This is a genomic window from Enterobacter cloacae complex sp. ECL411, from assembly GCF_021869665.1.
Classification (GTDB): domain Bacteria; phylum Pseudomonadota; class Gammaproteobacteria; order Enterobacterales; family Enterobacteriaceae; genus Enterobacter; species Enterobacter intestinihominis.
The window spans coordinates 78002-93042 of sequence record NZ_CP091490.1; the positions used below are offsets into that span (position 1 = coordinate 78002).

The 15041-nt window shown below is 48.1% G+C and carries 19 protein-coding genes and 1 tRNA gene; 16 read left to right on the forward strand and 4 right to left on the reverse strand.

The window, feature by feature from the left end; translation table 11 throughout:
• Nucleotides 1–17: 17 nt before the first annotated feature.
• Genes L3069_RS26645 through L3069_RS26660 form a run of 4 tightly spaced genes read left to right on the forward strand, consistent with a single transcriptional unit; the run spans nucleotide 18 to nucleotide 1457 of the window.
• Complete coding sequence (locus tag L3069_RS26645; RefSeq protein ID WP_000064173.1) at nucleotides 18–341, forward strand: hypothetical protein; 324 nt, start codon at nucleotides 18–20, stop codon at nucleotides 339–341.
• A gap of 13 nt (nucleotides 342–354) precedes the next feature.
• Nucleotides 355–1047, forward strand: coding sequence for a membrane protein (locus tag L3069_RS26650; protein WP_006812500.1), 693 nt, complete (start codon nucleotides 355–357; stop codon nucleotides 1045–1047).
• A gap of 1 nt (nucleotide 1048) precedes the next feature.
• Nucleotides 1049–1300, forward strand: a complete 252-nt coding sequence (locus L3069_RS26655; protein WP_040110303.1) for a hypothetical protein — start codon at nucleotides 1049–1051, stop codon at nucleotides 1298–1300.
• Nucleotides 1293–1457, forward strand: a complete 165-nt coding sequence (locus tag L3069_RS26660; RefSeq protein WP_228100666.1) for a hypothetical protein — start codon at nucleotides 1293–1295, stop codon at nucleotides 1455–1457. Before L3069_RS26655 ends, L3069_RS26660 begins: the two co-directional genes overlap by 8 nt.
• Nucleotides 1458–1484: 27 nt before the next feature.
• On the opposite strand, the gene L3069_RS26665 is transcribed toward L3069_RS26660, so the two are convergent.
• Both L3069_RS26665 and L3069_RS26670 read right to left on the reverse strand, forming a co-directional pair.
• Complete coding sequence (locus tag L3069_RS26665; protein ID WP_172754447.1) at nucleotides 1485–1988, reverse strand: GNAT family N-acetyltransferase; 504 nt, start codon at nucleotides 1986–1988, stop codon at nucleotides 1485–1487.
• Between the two features lie 24 nt (nucleotides 1989–2012).
• A complete protein-coding gene (locus L3069_RS26670) occupies nucleotides 2013–2282 on the reverse strand; it encodes a DUF1778 domain-containing protein (RefSeq protein ID WP_016582626.1) in 270 nt (89 codons plus the stop codon).
• 416 nt (nucleotides 2283–2698) lie between these two features.
• On the opposite strand from L3069_RS26670, the gene L3069_RS26675 reads away from it, so the two are divergent.
• Both L3069_RS26675 and L3069_RS26680 read left to right on the forward strand, forming a co-directional pair.
• The gene (locus L3069_RS26675) at nucleotides 2699–3364 is read left to right on the forward strand and encodes an AAA family ATPase (RefSeq protein WP_023315962.1); all 666 of its coding nucleotides are present in this window, start codon (nucleotides 2699–2701) and stop codon (nucleotides 3362–3364) included.
• A 5-nt stretch (nucleotides 3365–3369) separates the two neighbouring features.
• Nucleotides 3370–3723: a hypothetical protein gene (locus tag L3069_RS26680; RefSeq protein ID WP_160956455.1), complete on the forward strand. Its 354-nt coding sequence runs from the start codon at nucleotides 3370–3372 to the stop codon at nucleotides 3721–3723.
• A gap of 41 nt (nucleotides 3724–3764) precedes the next feature.
• Here L3069_RS26680 and L3069_RS26685 read toward each other — a convergent pair whose 3' ends face one another.
• Nucleotides 3765–4562, reverse strand: a complete 798-nt coding sequence (locus L3069_RS26685) for a DUF2971 domain-containing protein (protein WP_077990606.1) — start codon at nucleotides 4560–4562, stop codon at nucleotides 3765–3767.
• A gap of 263 nt (nucleotides 4563–4825) precedes the next feature.
• Here L3069_RS26685 and L3069_RS26690 point away from each other — a divergent pair, with 263 nt between their 5' ends.
• The 3 genes from L3069_RS26690 (at nucleotide 4826) to L3069_RS26700 (ending at nucleotide 8226) form a co-directional block, all read left to right on the forward strand.
• Nucleotides 4826–5551: a hypothetical protein gene (locus tag L3069_RS26690; RefSeq protein WP_006812583.1), complete on the forward strand. Its 726-nt coding sequence runs from the start codon at nucleotides 4826–4828 to the stop codon at nucleotides 5549–5551.
• A gap of 60 nt (nucleotides 5552–5611) precedes the next feature.
• Complete coding sequence (locus L3069_RS26695) at nucleotides 5612–6952, forward strand: DnaB-like helicase C-terminal domain-containing protein (protein WP_006812582.1); 1341 nt, start codon at nucleotides 5612–5614, stop codon at nucleotides 6950–6952.
• Nucleotides 6953–7110: 158 nt separating this feature from the next.
• Entirely contained in the window at nucleotides 7111–8226 is a 1116-nt protein-coding gene (locus tag L3069_RS26700) for a DNA primase (RefSeq protein ID WP_176686776.1), read from the forward strand.
• Here L3069_RS26700 and L3069_RS26705 read toward each other — a convergent pair.
• Nucleotides 8218–9471 (reverse strand): tetratricopeptide repeat protein, encoded by a 1254-nt coding sequence (locus tag L3069_RS26705; RefSeq protein WP_058662758.1) that lies wholly within the window; start codon nucleotides 9469–9471, stop codon nucleotides 8218–8220. The genes L3069_RS26700 and L3069_RS26705 overlap by 9 nt on opposite strands.
• Before the next feature lie 186 nt (nucleotides 9472–9657).
• Between L3069_RS26705 and L3069_RS26710 the strand changes: the two genes are divergently transcribed.
• The 7 genes from L3069_RS26710 to L3069_RS26740 all read left to right on the forward strand — a co-directional run bounded on the left by L3069_RS26710 (nucleotide 9658) and on the right by L3069_RS26740 (nucleotide 14883).
• Entirely contained in the window at nucleotides 9658–10452 is a 795-nt protein-coding gene (locus tag L3069_RS26710) for a hypothetical protein (RefSeq protein ID WP_129256636.1), read from the forward strand.
• An 81-nt stretch (nucleotides 10453–10533) separates the two neighbouring features.
• Nucleotides 10534–11010, forward strand: coding sequence for a hypothetical protein (locus L3069_RS26715; protein WP_173651629.1), 477 nt, complete (start codon nucleotides 10534–10536; stop codon nucleotides 11008–11010).
• Between the two features lie 34 nt (nucleotides 11011–11044).
• A complete protein-coding gene (locus tag L3069_RS26720; RefSeq protein WP_058662760.1) occupies nucleotides 11045–12367 on the forward strand; it encodes a DNA ligase in 1323 nt (440 codons plus the stop codon).
• A gap of 57 nt (nucleotides 12368–12424) precedes the next feature.
• Complete coding sequence (locus tag L3069_RS26725) at nucleotides 12425–12637, forward strand: hypothetical protein (protein WP_058662761.1); 213 nt, start codon at nucleotides 12425–12427, stop codon at nucleotides 12635–12637.
• Between the two features lie 148 nt (nucleotides 12638–12785).
• Entirely contained in the window at nucleotides 12786–13091 is a 306-nt protein-coding gene (locus L3069_RS26730; RefSeq protein ID WP_058662762.1) for a hypothetical protein, read from the forward strand.
• Nucleotides 13092–13841: 750 nt separating this feature from the next.
• A tRNA-Asn gene (locus tag L3069_RS26735) sits at nucleotides 13842–13916 on the forward strand.
• 241 nt (nucleotides 13917–14157) lie between these two features.
• Entirely contained in the window at nucleotides 14158–14883 is a 726-nt protein-coding gene (locus L3069_RS26740) for a hypothetical protein (RefSeq protein ID WP_058662763.1), read from the forward strand.
• Nucleotides 14884–15041: the final 158 nt, after the last annotated feature.

A 15041-nucleotide genomic window follows, 5' to 3' on the forward strand; every position in this document is an offset into this window, starting at 1 on the left:
GATTCATGGAGGAAATAATGTCGAACGAGATGGCAGGCGTAACGCCAGAGCAGGTAGAGCGCATTGCCGCTATCGTTGCGCGTGAAGTTGTCGGCAAATTAGGTAAGGAGTTACGTGAGGAAATTGGCCAGGAGGTCAACGACCAGCTCAAAACCTACTTTGGCGATATGACGCCTTCGCAACACAGCATTCAGCACTCCAACCTGGACAAACTACTTAATCGACTAGACGCCATCTCCAGCGGGTTCTTTGGCGGCATTATCTCAAAGATAACGTCGTTCCTGATTACCGCGCTGCTGCTGGGTCTGGCCGCTTATGGCGTGAAGAATGGACTGCAATAACAGGAGATCAAGGATGAAAACTCCGAGAGGCATTCGTAATAACAACCCTGGCAACCTCGACAAAGGTTCGCCGTGGCAGGGGTTAATTGACAACCCTGCCGAACCGCGTTTCTGCACGTTCAAAGATCCCGTATGGGGCATTCGAGCGCTGGCAGTAACGCTCATTACCTACCACGACAAGCGCCGCGCGAAGGATGGCTCCAGCATCGATACGATCCGCGAAGTCATCGAACGCTGGGCGCCTCCGCATGAAAACAACACCGTAGCTTACGTGAACGAGGTATCTAAAGCCGTTGGCGTGACCCCGGACATGATTATCGATCTGCACGACTACGACACTCTGCGTCCGCTGGTGGAGGCGATTATCCGTCATGAAAATGGCCGTGGCCCGCTCAAAACGCCGAACACCTGGTATGCGGCAGAAGTTATTGAGGAAGGTCTACGTCGCGCTGGTGTCGTTAAGCCGGTGAAAACCGTGAAGGCTGTTCCTGTAACCAAAGAAACTGCCGGTGCGACCGTTACGGCGGGAATTGGTCTGGCACAGCTGGCTGACGTCATGCCACAGGTCTCTGCGGCAATGGACAAGGCGCAGGGACACATCACCAGTGGTGATACGGTTCGGATCATCTTCGGTATCGCGACCATTGTGGTGGCTGGCTTTATCGCCTGGTCACAGGTGCGAAAACACCAGAACGGGATGGTCTGATATGACCGGCAGCCTATTTTCAAAACTGAAGTTTGCTCTGATGACTCTGGCTGCCGTTCTTTTCGTGCTTGTCGGCGCTTATACGATGGGAGGTCGTGCGGCCCGACAAGCAATCGAAGAGAAGGCAAGGCAGGAGGACAGGAAAAGACTTCAAAGCACAGTGGACGTCAAAAATGAGATACTTAATGAAGTGCGGCGGAAAGATGCTTCTGCTGTTCATCGCGAGCTGCATGATAAGTGGCTGCGTGATTAAGACACAGACTTCCGGCGTGCTGTTCTGCGATGCAGCAAACCCTATTTATGTCAGTAACGACGACTTTATGACCGAAGAGACGGAACGCGAGATCCTCTTCCATAACACGATGGGAGAGCGATTGTGCAGCTGGCAGGACAGACAAGCCTTGAATTAAAAAAGCCCCTCAATCGAGGGGCTTCGTTTACTCTGTTTCAAACAGCTCTTCAATGCTTTTCGTGGGGTAGAAAAGCGAGTTGGCATTTGCCCCCGTCAAAGGGATGAATCCAAACTTCTGATAGAACTGCATTGCGCTTTGGTTTAGTGCATCCACAAACAAAGCGTATATGCCTACTGCGCGAGAAGCCTGATAAACAACCTTCAACGCGTGCGTTACGAGAACCTCCCCGTAGCCTTGTTTCTGTAGGCTGATATCTATTGCCAGACGGCCAAGCGTAACGCTGGGGGCATCCGCGTAGGGGATTTTCCGCTTCTGGGTGTTCGATGGTAGCGTCTGTCTTGCAAAACAGCTCCCGGATAGCGTGTAAAAACCCTTAACTTTCGGCACCGGATCTTTGGTAAGAAGCAGGTAGCCACGTAATATACGCCCGTTGTGTTGCTGTACCAGGCGGTTTTGCAGGAAATCATTCAGAGATGGTTCGCCGCAGTCGAAGCCCGAAAAATCGTATACGGCTTGTGCTGAAAACATCTCTATGGTCAGGTCGGCCACGTCTTACTCCATGCTTTGTAGACGTTTGGCAGCTCGTTTCAGCCTATCGTTCGGTGCAGGCGGGTTACTGATGGCATCCATTACCAGATTCCAGGACTCTTCACTGAGAATCAAGCGGCGATGTTGCTCTATCACTTCCGCAGCACGTTCAGAGGCACTGGCAACCATAAACTGAGTAATCGTCTGGTTGGTCATTGCCGCAGCTTCTTCGATCATGCTCTTGTCGTCGTCGGTTAATCTGAGATCGATGCGCTGTTTTTTCAGTGCTGACATGTTTACTCCTAGCCTCACGTCATGAGCTGTGAGGGACTTCTATAGTCAAATTTCAATTAAATTAAGTATCAGATATATAAGCTATTTCAGTATCATTTCAATAATTTAATGTCAGTTTATAAGCGATTAGTAACAGTAATTTAAACGGTATTTATTCAATAAGATCAGTATTTATATAGTCATTTCAAGCATCAATAATATTATCGGTCAAACCCGTCATATGTACGGCGTCTTTCCGTACATTCACTATAAGGCTGATTGGCCAAACATTCAACTGTTAGTTTGCTCTGTGAGCTAACACCCTGCATTGCCTATCATTTCACCTTTACACCGTAGCCGTAGGCATTTAGGCTATATCGCATATAAGAAAACAAGTTGTTTCATACGACAATAATTCACGCAAAGGGAACTCACCAATGACCAGGATCATTGTGGTTGGCGGCACAAAAGGCGGCCCAGGCAAATCTACCGTTGCCCAGCAAATTGCGGTATGCCTCAAAGTTAAAAAGAAAAAGAAGACTCACGTCACCGACATTGATATTCAGCGCACCACAACGAGCTGGTGCGAAGACCGTCGCCAGAACGAAGATCTTGAGCTAATCCCGTTCGCATACGTTCAGGACGACATAGTCAAACACATCAAATCGCTGAAGGGACGCTACGATTACGTCGTCATTGATGCGGGTGGTTTTGACTCCGAAATTCAGCGACAAGCGATGCTGCTGGCAGACTTCATCATTATCCCGCTTCGCCCTAAGCGTCGTGATTTGAAATCCCTGCGTGATATCGACCCGATTATCGACAACGTTCGCAACGTGAACGAGACTGTGAAGATCCGCGCGGTAGTGAACCAGTGCCCGTCACTGCCTTCCCAGGCGTCACGTATTCTGGCGGCGAAAGAAATTGTCGAGACATTCGGCATCGAGGCTGCGCCGGTTAACCTTTACAACCGTAACGTTTATGACGACGCGGAAGAGGCAGGTCGTTCTATCTTTGAAATGACTGGCGCCGAACGCGATAAGAAGGCAGAAGCCGAGTTCGAAGAGTTTGTAGATTACATCATGAGTCTGGAGGAAGAATAATGTCCATGAGAATGGGAGACCTTGCAAAGCGCAAAGATCCGGAAGAACCGGCAAAAAGCAGCACCCCAATGCGCCAGCCAGTCAGACCGCAGGGGCGTCCGACTCGTGGGAAAGAGAAGATTAAGAGCCGCACAATGTCGCTGGAAGACGAGTACTTCGATCTGCTGGAGATGATGAAGTTCATCCCTCGTTTCGAGAAATTCACCCGTTCTGACGTGATTCGTGCAGCCATTTTCCATCTGGCAGAGAAGTCACCGCAGGAAATCGAGGACATCGTGAAACTGAACGAGGCGATCACCGCTGCCGACGTCACGATGCGCACCGATGAAATCAAGCGTGAGCTGATGAAGAAAGGCTAGTTATGATGAAGCGAACACAAACCGCTTGTGTTCGCTTCATCTCAAATTTCGTTTTTTTCGAATGCTGATATCACACCGGCAAGAATACCGAAATCAGCGCTAGGCCAATCAGTAAGCAGACTCATATCATAATCAGTTTTATCTAAGTCCCAAGTTCCCCTCTTGAAACAACATTTTTGGATTTTAATATTGTTATCCAAAATGGCATTTCTTAAATTATCATTTTCGAGTGCTGTAAGTTCAAAATCATCATTGTTGATTCCTATGAATATCTCTTTAATAATATTTGTGCCTGGTGCCTTGTATATATAAAACCTATCTTCTTCATCATCACCGATAGGTATCAATTTGTCACTTTCAATAACAATTCGAACTTCTTTCTCATATTCCCAATGTTGGCTTTTTCTAAATAAGACCTTTTTAACTATATCCTTGTTTTTAAAGTTTTTATCGGAGATGATGACTCTGGATTTGTCTCGCTCATCGAGATAATCAATACCCCCTTCATTCGCAGTGATTAAACAAAGATTCTCATCGTTAAACCCTGCTAATTCGGTATCAATGCCAACTACATAACCTCTGTGGTGTTGAGCATAGTGAGACCACATTAGGACTTCTAAAGGTGATCTGGATAAGCATAGACTGGCTAGGTCTGAATTGATCTTTGAGCGAAACGTCAAATGCGCTAGCGAGTCTTTATCTTCAGAGGCAAACGATACACCGTATGTTTCGAAAGGATCATTGAACTGACCAACTGGAGTAAATTTGAAGCTGGTTGCGTCATGATCAAAAAACAGTTTTAAAGTTTCTTCTGGGACGTATTTGTACAATATCATCATGTCGCCTTTTGTTGAGGTTTAGAAAGGATTATGCACTTTTTTGTGTTTCATGACAGTACTCAGAATCTGGTGGGTACTTCGAGTTCAGAACCTGCTTCTGTATATAAATACTAAGTTACTTATTATTATTTATACGGAAGCAGGTCTTTTTCTATGCCAACTTCCCAGACACATTCCCTTCCGTTTCCACTTCCAAAAACAGTCTCCAGTCGCTATGATTCGCCCATTATGATAAGTAAGTAACTACCTATCAGGCGGAGCACATGAGCCAGATCTTCTTTAACACTATTAACAACGACCAGTACGACTTCATGACCGAGTGGGACACCACAGTCATGGACAAGTGGGTGGCCGAGAATATTGGGCTGTCACGCTGCAAGGATGAGGCGGAGCTGTTCGAGACAAAGTGGTTTGATTACCGCGACATGCACCCGCTTATGGCCACATGCCTCTTCACTGAGGCATACAAGCGCCAGTACTCATACATCATGCTGTCGCATGGCCGAGAACACTATGAGACGGCCCAATTCACTACCGGTTTGAAACGTGTGCCGTATCAGGAGCTGTCGACGGCCAACAAAACGTCTCTCTGGAAAGCACGCCAGTTTGCCGACCAGTACTGCTGCTCTTATGACTACTTCATTTCTACCGTTCTTTCCGCAGCTGCACGCCGTCTGTGGGACAAATTACCTCGCCCCCAGCATCTCTGGCAGCCCGAGCTGATCGAGATATTCGAAGAGAAGTTAGCCAAACGCGCTGTAACCCGTCTGGATGACTCTCTGGTGAGTTTTAAGCATCTGGGAGACATGCAGCACGACCCGATTCAAGAACGCTATTTTGAGTGGGTTCTGGAGCGTCTGCGTGGCATTACCCGAGACAAACGCGTCCGCATCATCTTCTCCGCTGTCTGGTTGATGGAAATCGTGCCTGAGCGTGTGATTTACGCGCACTTCCCGGAAGAACTGGAAGAAGCACGGCGATTCTGTTGATCCCCTATTTGGCTTTTTTAGTATTAGAAAACAAATTGTTTAAGCACCAAAGGAAAGCACATGACCGAACTTTGCCACACAGGACGAGGGTTGTCTGAAGAGTTCGACGACGACTTCCAGAATCGACTCGCAGCCTACTTCTGTCGCGACCATGAATTTCTGACTCGCGCCGGTGATCTGGTTGCGCCAAACCAGTTCTCCAATGCGGCCAACGCCATTCTGGTGAACATGGTGTCGGGCTACTACAGAATGTATAAGAGCGCACCATCATCGTCGGCCATCCTCGACATGCTCAAACGCGCCAAACGCGATAAGACGATCCGCGAAGAGCTGTTCCCAGACGTAGTTGAGGCGTTTAAGCGGATTCTCGCTGAGAAGCTGTCAGATACGGCGTATATGGTCGACCAGGTCGCGACGTTTGCCAAAAGCGTAGCGTTCGACGACGCGCTGATTAAAGCGGCTGAGATGAAAGAGAAGGGCGATTTTCAGGGCGCGATGGCAATCATGGCCAAAGTCCAGCAAATTGGCTCTAACGAAGCGACCGGCATTTACGATTACTTCTCTGAATCAGCAGAGCGTTACAAGGCGCGTGAGTACGAAGCGTCCGACGATTACGTGCCAAACAGCATCACAACGGGTCTACCGCTGCTCGACAAGCTGCTTTACCAGAAAGGCTGGGCAAAGCGTGAAATGGTGCTGTTCATGGGCTTCGCGAAGTCTGGTAAATCGACGGCGATGGGAGAGTTCTCCATCAACGCCACGCTTGCCGGTTACAACGTCCTGTATCTGTCGCTGGAAGTTCACACCTCCATTCTGTCAGATCGCTTTGACGCCCGTCTGTCTGAGACCGAAATGTCCAAGCTGGTGGAGCGCCGCGACGACGTCCATCGCAAACTGGCAGAGCTGGGCGCGACGAAAGGCGTGGGGAGCTTGTGGATTGTTGAACGACCGTCCGGAAGCATGTCGCCTGCAGATCTGGATCGTATGTTGGGTAGCATGAAAGCAAATGGCATGATCCCCGACATGGTCGTGGTCGACTACGCTGACCTGATGCGTGCCAGCTACGACCTCCGCGACGACCGCGCCAACATTCGCAGCATCTACACTGACCTGCGTGCGCTGTATGACAAACACAACGTGGCCGGCATCACTGCATCGCAGACTAACAGGGAAGGTGGCGCTTCTGAGGTGGCCACAATGATGCACGCAGCGGATAACATCGAGAAGGTGCGTATCGCTGACCTCGTTATCACTATCAACAAAACGGAAGAGGAAGAAGCGAAAGGCGAAGCTCGTCTGTACTTCGCTGGTTCACGTAACCAGAAAGGCGGCGTAAGCATCCGCGTTAAGCAGAACCTTGAACAAATGCGATTCATCGAACGCATCATGGACGTCCTCTAAAAAAAGAAGGCGTGGGGAAACGCTCTCCACGCCGGTCTCCATAAGAGAACAAATTTTCTCTTTTGCCAAAGCCACAAAAGAAAAAACACATGAGCCTTTATGGTATTCAAATACCGAGGCTTATCAAGATATTACCTGCAAAAAGTAGGGTTAAGAACGTGAGCGACTTGAAAGAATTACTGACCGAGCTGGATTTTGAACAATGGCTCGATATGGAAGGAATCATCTACCGTCGTGGTGGTGTCAGTACTCGTGGACGTGAGGTGAATATCAAGGAGTGCCCGGTATGCGGCAGCTCAAACTGGAAGGTTTATTTCAACCTGACCAATGGCGTCGGCAAATGCTTTGCTGGTGATCATCCCGAAGAGATTCAGTTCAACAAGCTGGTCTTCCTCAAGCACTACAGCGGCAAATCCCGTCGCGATTTTGAAGAGTACGTCCAGAACGCGCTGATCTCACAAGGATGGGCGCCGAAGAAGGAAGAGGTCGTGCTGGCCAGTAAGGTTGAACTCGAAGGGCCAGTAGCTCTCCCGCGCCATTACGAACTCCCCATTGACGGTCGTCTTCCTGATTATCTGGTGGAGCGCCATATCTCCCCGGAGCTGGCTAAATACTTTGATCTGCGTTACTGCGTCGAAGGCAAGCACGCATACGTCGATCCGTACACAGACCAGGTCAAAGGACAGGTGTTTGATATGCGCATCCTGATACCGGTTTACGATCTGGATGGCGTGATGAAGACCTTCCAGGGGCGCGACATTACCGGTGCAGCAGAACGCCGTTACCTCTTCCCCATGCAGCTGCCGGCGTCGGGTAAGTTTCTCTACAACGGCCACAACGCAGTCGGAAAACAAACGGTCGTTGTGTGTGAAGGGACATTTGACGTAATGGGCGTGAAGCGAGCCATCTTCGACGAAGAGACGCTGCGGGATTATGTAGAGCCAATTGGCACGTTCGGGATGCACTTATCCGGAAATACAACGGAAGATGCAGAAGACCAGCTGGGCGCGTTCCTGACATTGAAGGCCCGTGGCCTGCGCAACGTCATTATGATGTGGGATAGCGAAAAGCAAGCGATCCGCAACACGATGTCGGCGGCCAGACGGATCGCCAGTCTGGGCATCAATGTTAAAGTCGCCTGCTTGGGAGAGGAAGGACTTGACCCGGGCGACGCGACGCCAGAGCAAATCCTCAAGGCTTATTATCGTGCTAAACCATATACCAAACAGCTTGAATTGTTAGCCAAAATTAAAGGCATAGCAGCATTACTTTGAGTTAACTTCGGAAATATAGACGTTCACAGAGAACGTCTTTACCTCAGTTTTGAAGTTGTCTGTCATAACCGCAAGGTAGGCATTATTGCTTTCATTGAATCGCTTCAAAATAATCTGGACATTGTCTGTGCAGACAAAGGATGTTGCCTGATTTCCTGCATTGTCTGTATTATCTTGTAGAAAGTTACAGTCAATTTTTCCATTATTAGCTTTGAAGGTGGCAACGTCACTCTGCCAAGTAAATGTCGCATTTACACCTTTATCTATTGATTTTGCAATAAGACGATTGCTATCAATTTTATTCTTTGGTTGTTTTATAGACGTGCGAAAATAACCTAGTCTCTTCATATCATTAAGTGAATCGCAGCCAATTTTTTCGCCTTTGTCACAAGATGCCTGATAAAGTTCACTTGCTTTTTGGTAGTCTTTTTTTACGCCCAATCCGTTTAAATACAAATATCCTAAGTTTGCCAAGGCCGCCTCATTGCCTTTATCTGCCGCCTTTTCTAAGTATGAGCGGGCAAGAGAATAATTCTTTGGAGTGCCTTCACCATGAATGTACATATAACCAAGATTTGACATACCCATAGGATCTCCAAGATCTGCTGCCTTTTTGTACCATTTAATGGCTTCAGCATCATCTCGTTTTGTTCCAATCCCTTCATCATACAATGAGGCCAGGCTAGTAATAGCTTTTACATAGTTTTTATCAGCCGCTTTTTTATACAATTCAAAAGTTTTCTTACTATTCTTAGGGACTCCGTTTCCAGACAGATATTTCGCACCTAAATAATACATAGACTCTGGACTGCCGGCAGCCACAGCAAGTTTATAGTATTTAATAGCTAAAGCAGAGTCCGGGTTACCTACCAGGCCTTTTTCATAAAAAACTGCAAGATTATTGTAGGCAGCACCTTCTACCGCATTGTCAGCAATTTTATATAACTGTTCAGCCCTACGGTAATCCTTGTTGACGCCATATCCAAATGTGTACATTAATGCGAGGGCGTGAGAGGCTGGCTTATCTCCTTTTTCCACTGCCGATGTGAGCCATTTTTTTGCTTGAGGATAGTTCTTTTCGAAGCCGTTTATGCCTTTTAGATAGTTTACCCCTAAATCACGCTGCGAAATGATATCTCCACCTGCGGCAGATTCAATAAGTCTCTGATTTTCATTAGCTACCGCCGAACCAGAATTTAGAAACAGTGACAATGCGAGTAGTGCTGTTGAGTTGATGAATTTCATATCGTTTCGTGTTTAACCAAGTGAATGTCGTGTGGTAGTCAAAGGTGCGTTTGTAGTTAGAGAGGTTACTTCAATTCGGTGAGCCTGTCAGTGTCAGTCTTCAAAGCGAGAGAGCGCCTACATTAATAAGTAGATACATACTTATGTTTCTGTAAGAATAAGCGCATTGTTGAGTGAGGAATACCGATGAAAGAAGACATTCAAAAATCCGTGACAGAGATGATTGATAAATCGGGCGTGGAAATCGACGCTGACGAACGCCAGAAAATTGTTGGTGAAGCCATCGATGCGGCGTTGGAGCATATTGCACAGGTGCTGAAGACTGTATCGCTTGCAGAAGGTTCTTCTTACATGCGGGTGTGGGTTCGCTTTGGAGAGTCCCCTGAATTACCGGGCATTAAACAGAAGCGTGCCGCGTTGGTGGCTTTCATGAAGAAGGGTGAGAATGGCTCGATGGAGATACGTACCGGCGCCTGGTACGACGGCCGTATCGTCTTCACGAATTATGCCCAATGCCTGCATGGTGAAGAGCTTCTTAGTGTCGTAGACATCACCCTAAGAGCGATCAAAAACAGAGCGGAAACTGAAGAGGACACAGCCTGCGCCGCATTCCTAAGCATCATCGAATTGCCTGAAGTAATGGAACGTTCTTCTGAGCTGAAGACCCCGCCTGGTCTGCTGGATTTAGTTGTAAATGCTGACACCAAGAAGGCGGTGCAGCGTGTTCGTGAGGTTGAATACGGCATCATCTGCGATATGTGCCGCAGCGACTTAGACCTGGTGCGCATCATTGTCGATGCGGGTCAGGCATGTGATGGTGTGCTCGCCAGTTTTGCAGGGCAGGTGGCACGCCTGGCCAACGAGCTGCCGATGATTAAACAGGAGGCAAAATCCTACGCCGTCCACCATGCCAACGATTTACTGGAGCCATACCGGTTCGAAGCCGCTCAGGACAAAATGACTGGCTGGGCGACCTGGTAAGCCTCGAAAAACCATTTAGCCCCCTGGTGGGGCTTTTTTAAACTGCGCTCAATAAGTAAGTACACGACTACGGTTAGAAGCATGTCCACAAGAACAGATTTGTCGAAAATCCCGTCTATCTCCGGAAACAACGGTTATTCGCTGCGCTGCCCGGAAGTGAAGATCAACGGCCATGAGGCTCATTGCAGCTATACAGTCTGCCAGCACACCATCCTCGCCTACAAAGAGAAGCGTCTCCCGGCTACATCTTTCCAGTCCTGCGCTGCGGCCATTGCTGCTGGAAAATGCCAGGCGCTGAAGATGATGGTCGAAGAGATCCGCAAAGGCGAACAGCTCTACTTCATCGATATGACTGCGCTTATCAAAGAAGTGGAAGAGCAAAACGACCACGCCAGCACGCTCACCCGGAAGCGCAACACCATGACGATTAACAGTCTGGTTAAACGCACGAAGAAAACAGAACCAGCCAAACCCGAAACCACGTCCACCGATTCACTGGCGCCCGTCACTGACGTGTACGCGGCACTCATTGAAGAAGCAACCAAAGAAAACACATGAAAACTCCCGAGCGACCGATGGAGGTTAAACACTAATGGAAAAACTGATCGCCCTAAAGCACAAGCTGGATGCCATAAAAACGATGGGAACCAACGCCAAGAAAGAGGCGCTGGCCAACCTTGATGAATTTGAGCAGAGCATGGTTTCGCTAATGCTCAACCCATTAATTCGATTCGGTGTGAAGAAGTACAAAGTGGCCGAGCCACTCGATACTTCCGTACCCAGCGACCAGAAGGTAGTCGAGCTGCTGGAGAAGCTGGCGGCGCGCGAACTGACCGGGAACGCGGCCATTACTGCTGTCGAATCACTTGTTGCCTCAATGTGCGCTGACGGGCAGGACGTGTTTCGTCGCTTCCTGCTGAAAGATCCGAAAGCCGGCGTCGGTATCAGTCTGTGCAACAAGGTGTTCGAAAACCCAATTCCGAAGTTTGAGGTACAGCTGGCGTCTCCGTACAAGGAGAAAGGCGACAAATACCCATTTAAACCAAATCCCAAGGCCAAGTGGCCAATGATCGGCAGCCTCAAACTCGATGGTCTCCGGGTTATCTGCGAAGTCATCGTTGACGAGGAAGAGGTGAACTTCCTGACGCGTACCGGCAATCCGATTACGTCACTCGATCACCTTAAACCAGCCATGCTGGAGCGAGGCAGACTCTCCGGTTTCAAGCACATCTTTTTCGATGGTGAGGGTACTGCAGGTACGTTCAACCAGTCCGTGTCGGCGCTTCGCAAGAAGAACGTGAAAGCCATTGGTGCCGTTTACCACATCTTCGATTTCTTCTTACCAGAGTGGCGTGCTCAGGCAAAAAGCAAAGAGTACCTGAAAACCGGCATGAAGCTGAAAGAGCGCCTGGCCAAGCTGGTGGCGTTGTTCCGCAACACTCGCGGAGAGGATTATGCGCCAGATATCCACCTGCATCCTTTCTACATCATCCATAGCCATGAAGACTTCATCGAACGCTTTATGAAGCGCCTGGACGAGAACGAAGAAGGGGAGATGGGGAAAGATCCGGACTCTGTTTACGAGTTCAAGCGTACCCGCAGCTGGTGGAAGTTGAAAGACGAGGATTCTGAAGACGGTGAAATCATCGACTTCGAGCCAGGCGACCCGGACTCTGGTTTTGCGCATACGCTGGGCAAGATAGTGATTCGTCTGGAGAGCGGCGTCATCGTTCGTGCCAGCGGTATCAAGCATAAGTACCTGGATGAGATCTGGAACAATCAGGATAAGTATCGTGGACGCATCGTCGAGGTTCACTGCCATGAGAAAACGCCAGAAGGCAGCTTACGCCACCCGCGTCTGAAGTGGCCGAAATGTCTGCGAGATACCGAAGACCATATTGGAGATAAAGACTGATGCTCGGCCGCATTTGCCGCATTGTAGATATCACGTACTCACTGAAGGAGATTAAGGATGATCATGTTAAGTAAACGGGAGAAAGAAACTCTCCGTGAAATCAGCCAGTGGAAACAGTTCTACGCTAACTGGAAGCCAAAGACCCGTGCCAAACTGGAACGCATGAATCTTGTCGCTAACGTTTCGCCAAAAGGATGTGTGGAGAACTATCAGCTCACAGAAAAAGGACACTCATTATTGAAGGAATTGACTGAGGAAGGGGCGTTATGATGATTCCATACATCCTATTATCTTTTGCTGGCGGCGTGGCACTCGGCTTCAGTATCTGTCGCGATTTGGTCAGGCAGGAACTGAAAACTAAAACGCTTCGCATCGGTAAGCGTCTGTATCGAGTTGTTCACGAGACGGGAGTGTGGAAATGAGCAATTTGACCTCTTTCGACTGGTGGCTGGCGACATACCTTGTGGCGGCCGGCTTCGGATGTGCCTTTTACATTGGTCAGTTAATCGTAAAGCTACTGCTGATCAGATTTGCCAGCTACAAACGCATAGACGACGGTCTGTGGCGCCTGGGTTCTTTGCTGGAGACTCACTACGGTGAACTGAAGGAGAACGAATCTATCACTATTCAAGCTAAGCGTTTTACGGCCATCATCACGAGAACGCCGGAACAGAAGGTGAGTTTGATCAAAAAAATAGCAACTAAACGATGTATAGAGAAATAAGTATTTGCTTACTTATCTAGTATATATAAGATTCACTTGTTTTCGTTGAGACGCGACTGTTTGAACGTTAAATATAACTGCAAACGAAGATACGTACCTGGCAGTAGCCTAAGAAGCCAAACACCAGCGAGGTCAGTTTCCAGCCTCGTCACCGAAATGGGACACACTGAGCGAGTGTGATTGCAGAACGCAGGAGAGAGCATGATACGGCACCACCCATGCTCTTTCCGATGAAGTAACAGGATGGACGGTTGGTTTCCTCATTCCATTCCATCATCCCGGTTTCAGCCAGCTAACCGTCCATCCTGTTACGTCATTTCCATTACTTATGTCGTTTAATCTTGGGTTAAAAGCGGCGACGTAACCCGGCTGGTATGGTTAGCCAGCGCACAACGTTGAGGTCACTGTTTTCTTTTAATCATACAGGTGATTCCACAGAGCTGTAGCGACTGATTAATATGTTGGGTCGAACATAAATCGGTTCAGTGGCCTCAACGTTGTGAAAGCAGGATTCTTTAACCCTCTGGTGAAATCATTGTTGCCTATGTAGCCCCTGGTTTCACAACATGGATGATTCCATACATCCGATAAGATCGAAAAATCTGGCGGCCATCAACCGCCGTGAAGGATTCAAGATCTTCGCTCTATGTGAGCGAGCCACAAGCCTCGTCTGGCACTAACGGAAAGTGCAAGTTGCGGGAAAGTCCTTGGTTGCCTGGTTGCCCATGAACAAGTACCGCCGCGAAAAATGATGGTGTAGCTCAGTGGTAGAGCGGTTGACTGTTGATCAACTGGTCGGTGGTTCGAATCCACCCACCATCGCCAACACAGCGCTGAACGGTTTGGAGTTCGCCACCACCGTCGGAACGGAAAGACTCCGCAAATGTCGCCAGACCGTTCAGCGCTGTGATAGACACGGCAGACGTTCTTAACCATTGCTTCTTAGCATCGTAGCAACACTTTTTTAGCGCAAAAATCAAAGGGGCTTCGGCCCCTTTTGCGTTGCTAAATATTTTGTTGGAGTTACATTTGAGCTATCTGCGAAACACTTTAGGGAACTCTACTGATGGCAAAGCTATTTTTCAGCTTAAAACTTTGGGAGGCTAAGACATCAATAAGAGTCATGAATATGCTCGCTGAACAAGCTGAGACAAACATTGTAAGTGCTCTCAATGATGCCGCACTTCCGGGCGCGGTATTGGAAGATGAGTTTGAAGATTATCATGAGGATGATGACGGTAATGTTTATCGGTATACGGTACCGTATTTTACCTGCGGCTCCAGTTCTGGATATAATGCTGATGAAGTAAAATCGAAACACAAACACCTGATTACACAACTTACTCGTCGTTCAGCTTTTTTGACGATGTATGGACTATTTGAACACCACGTGGTCGAATGTCTTGATGTCATGGATAAATTGTCGGGAGAGGAGACTGACAAAAAATTCAAATTGGTCGAAGACTGTCATAAGCGACTTACTGGATCTATAGGTGGCAAAGGCATCAGAAGCATTGATCATCTTGCTGCAATCAGAAATATCATGGCCCACAATGACGGTGTTGTCGAAAATTATCATAGCCTTGCAAATTCAACCTTAAAGAAATCACGTGAGATTCGCGCAGTAAACCGAGCAATGAATGAAAACGCTGGTATAACAGTCAATACTTTCGACGAGATTCTCATGAACGATCGGTTTCTGATGTATGTTGTAGGCGAGTTTGACAGATATGTTCGCGAGTTGGAGGCGGCAGTTATCTACTATCAAAAAGCATCTGTTAATTTTGGCTAAGTCATAAACTATTTATCTGTAGCACCACCAGTAGTAGGAGTGAGGCTGTTTGCATGGAGATAACAACAATGAAAATAAACAGATAATACAGATTAAAACTTCACGTTTGGAAGAAGAAAAACGCAAAAAAATCATAGGGGCATGACTACCCCTACCAA

Excerpts from the sequence above, each read along its gene's own strand:
- L3069_RS26645 (WP_000064173.1), top strand. The coding sequence starts at position 18 with ATGTCGAACGAGATGGCAGGCGTAACGCCAGAGCAGGTAGAGCGCATT.
- L3069_RS26650 (WP_006812500.1), top strand. The coding sequence starts at position 355 with ATGAAAACTCCGAGAGGCATTCGTAATAACAACCCTGGCAACCTCGAC.
- L3069_RS26655 (WP_040110303.1), top strand. The coding sequence starts at position 1,049 with ATGACCGGCAGCCTATTTTCAAAACTGAAGTTTGCTCTGATGACTCTG.
- L3069_RS26665 (WP_172754447.1), bottom strand. The coding sequence starts at position 1,988 with ATGTTTTCAGCACAAGCCGTATACGATTTTTCGGGCTTCGACTGCGGC.
- L3069_RS26670 (WP_016582626.1), bottom strand. The coding sequence starts at position 2,282 with ATGTCAGCACTGAAAAAACAGCGCATCGATCTCAGATTAACCGACGAC.
- L3069_RS26675 (WP_023315962.1), top strand. The coding sequence starts at position 2,699 with ATGACCAGGATCATTGTGGTTGGCGGCACAAAAGGCGGCCCAGGCAAA.
- L3069_RS26680 (WP_160956455.1), top strand. The coding sequence starts at position 3,370 with ATGAGAATGGGAGACCTTGCAAAGCGCAAAGATCCGGAAGAACCGGCA.
- L3069_RS26685 (WP_077990606.1), bottom strand. The coding sequence starts at position 4,562 with ATGATGATATTGTACAAATACGTCCCAGAAGAAACTTTAAAACTGTTT.
- L3069_RS26690 (WP_006812583.1), top strand. The coding sequence starts at position 4,826 with ATGAGCCAGATCTTCTTTAACACTATTAACAACGACCAGTACGACTTC.
- L3069_RS26695 (WP_006812582.1), top strand. The coding sequence starts at position 5,612 with ATGACCGAACTTTGCCACACAGGACGAGGGTTGTCTGAAGAGTTCGAC.
- L3069_RS26705 (WP_058662758.1), bottom strand. The coding sequence starts at position 9,471 with ATGAAATTCATCAACTCAACAGCACTACTCGCATTGTCACTGTTTCTA.
- L3069_RS26710 (WP_129256636.1), top strand. The coding sequence starts at position 9,658 with ATGAAAGAAGACATTCAAAAATCCGTGACAGAGATGATTGATAAATCG.
- L3069_RS26715 (WP_173651629.1), top strand. The coding sequence starts at position 10,534 with ATGTCCACAAGAACAGATTTGTCGAAAATCCCGTCTATCTCCGGAAAC.
- L3069_RS26720 (WP_058662760.1), top strand. The coding sequence starts at position 11,045 with ATGGAAAAACTGATCGCCCTAAAGCACAAGCTGGATGCCATAAAAACG.
- L3069_RS26725 (WP_058662761.1), top strand. The coding sequence starts at position 12,425 with ATGATCATGTTAAGTAAACGGGAGAAAGAAACTCTCCGTGAAATCAGC.
- L3069_RS26730 (WP_058662762.1), top strand. The coding sequence starts at position 12,786 with ATGAGCAATTTGACCTCTTTCGACTGGTGGCTGGCGACATACCTTGTG.
- L3069_RS26740 (WP_058662763.1), top strand. The coding sequence starts at position 14,158 with ATGGCAAAGCTATTTTTCAGCTTAAAACTTTGGGAGGCTAAGACATCA.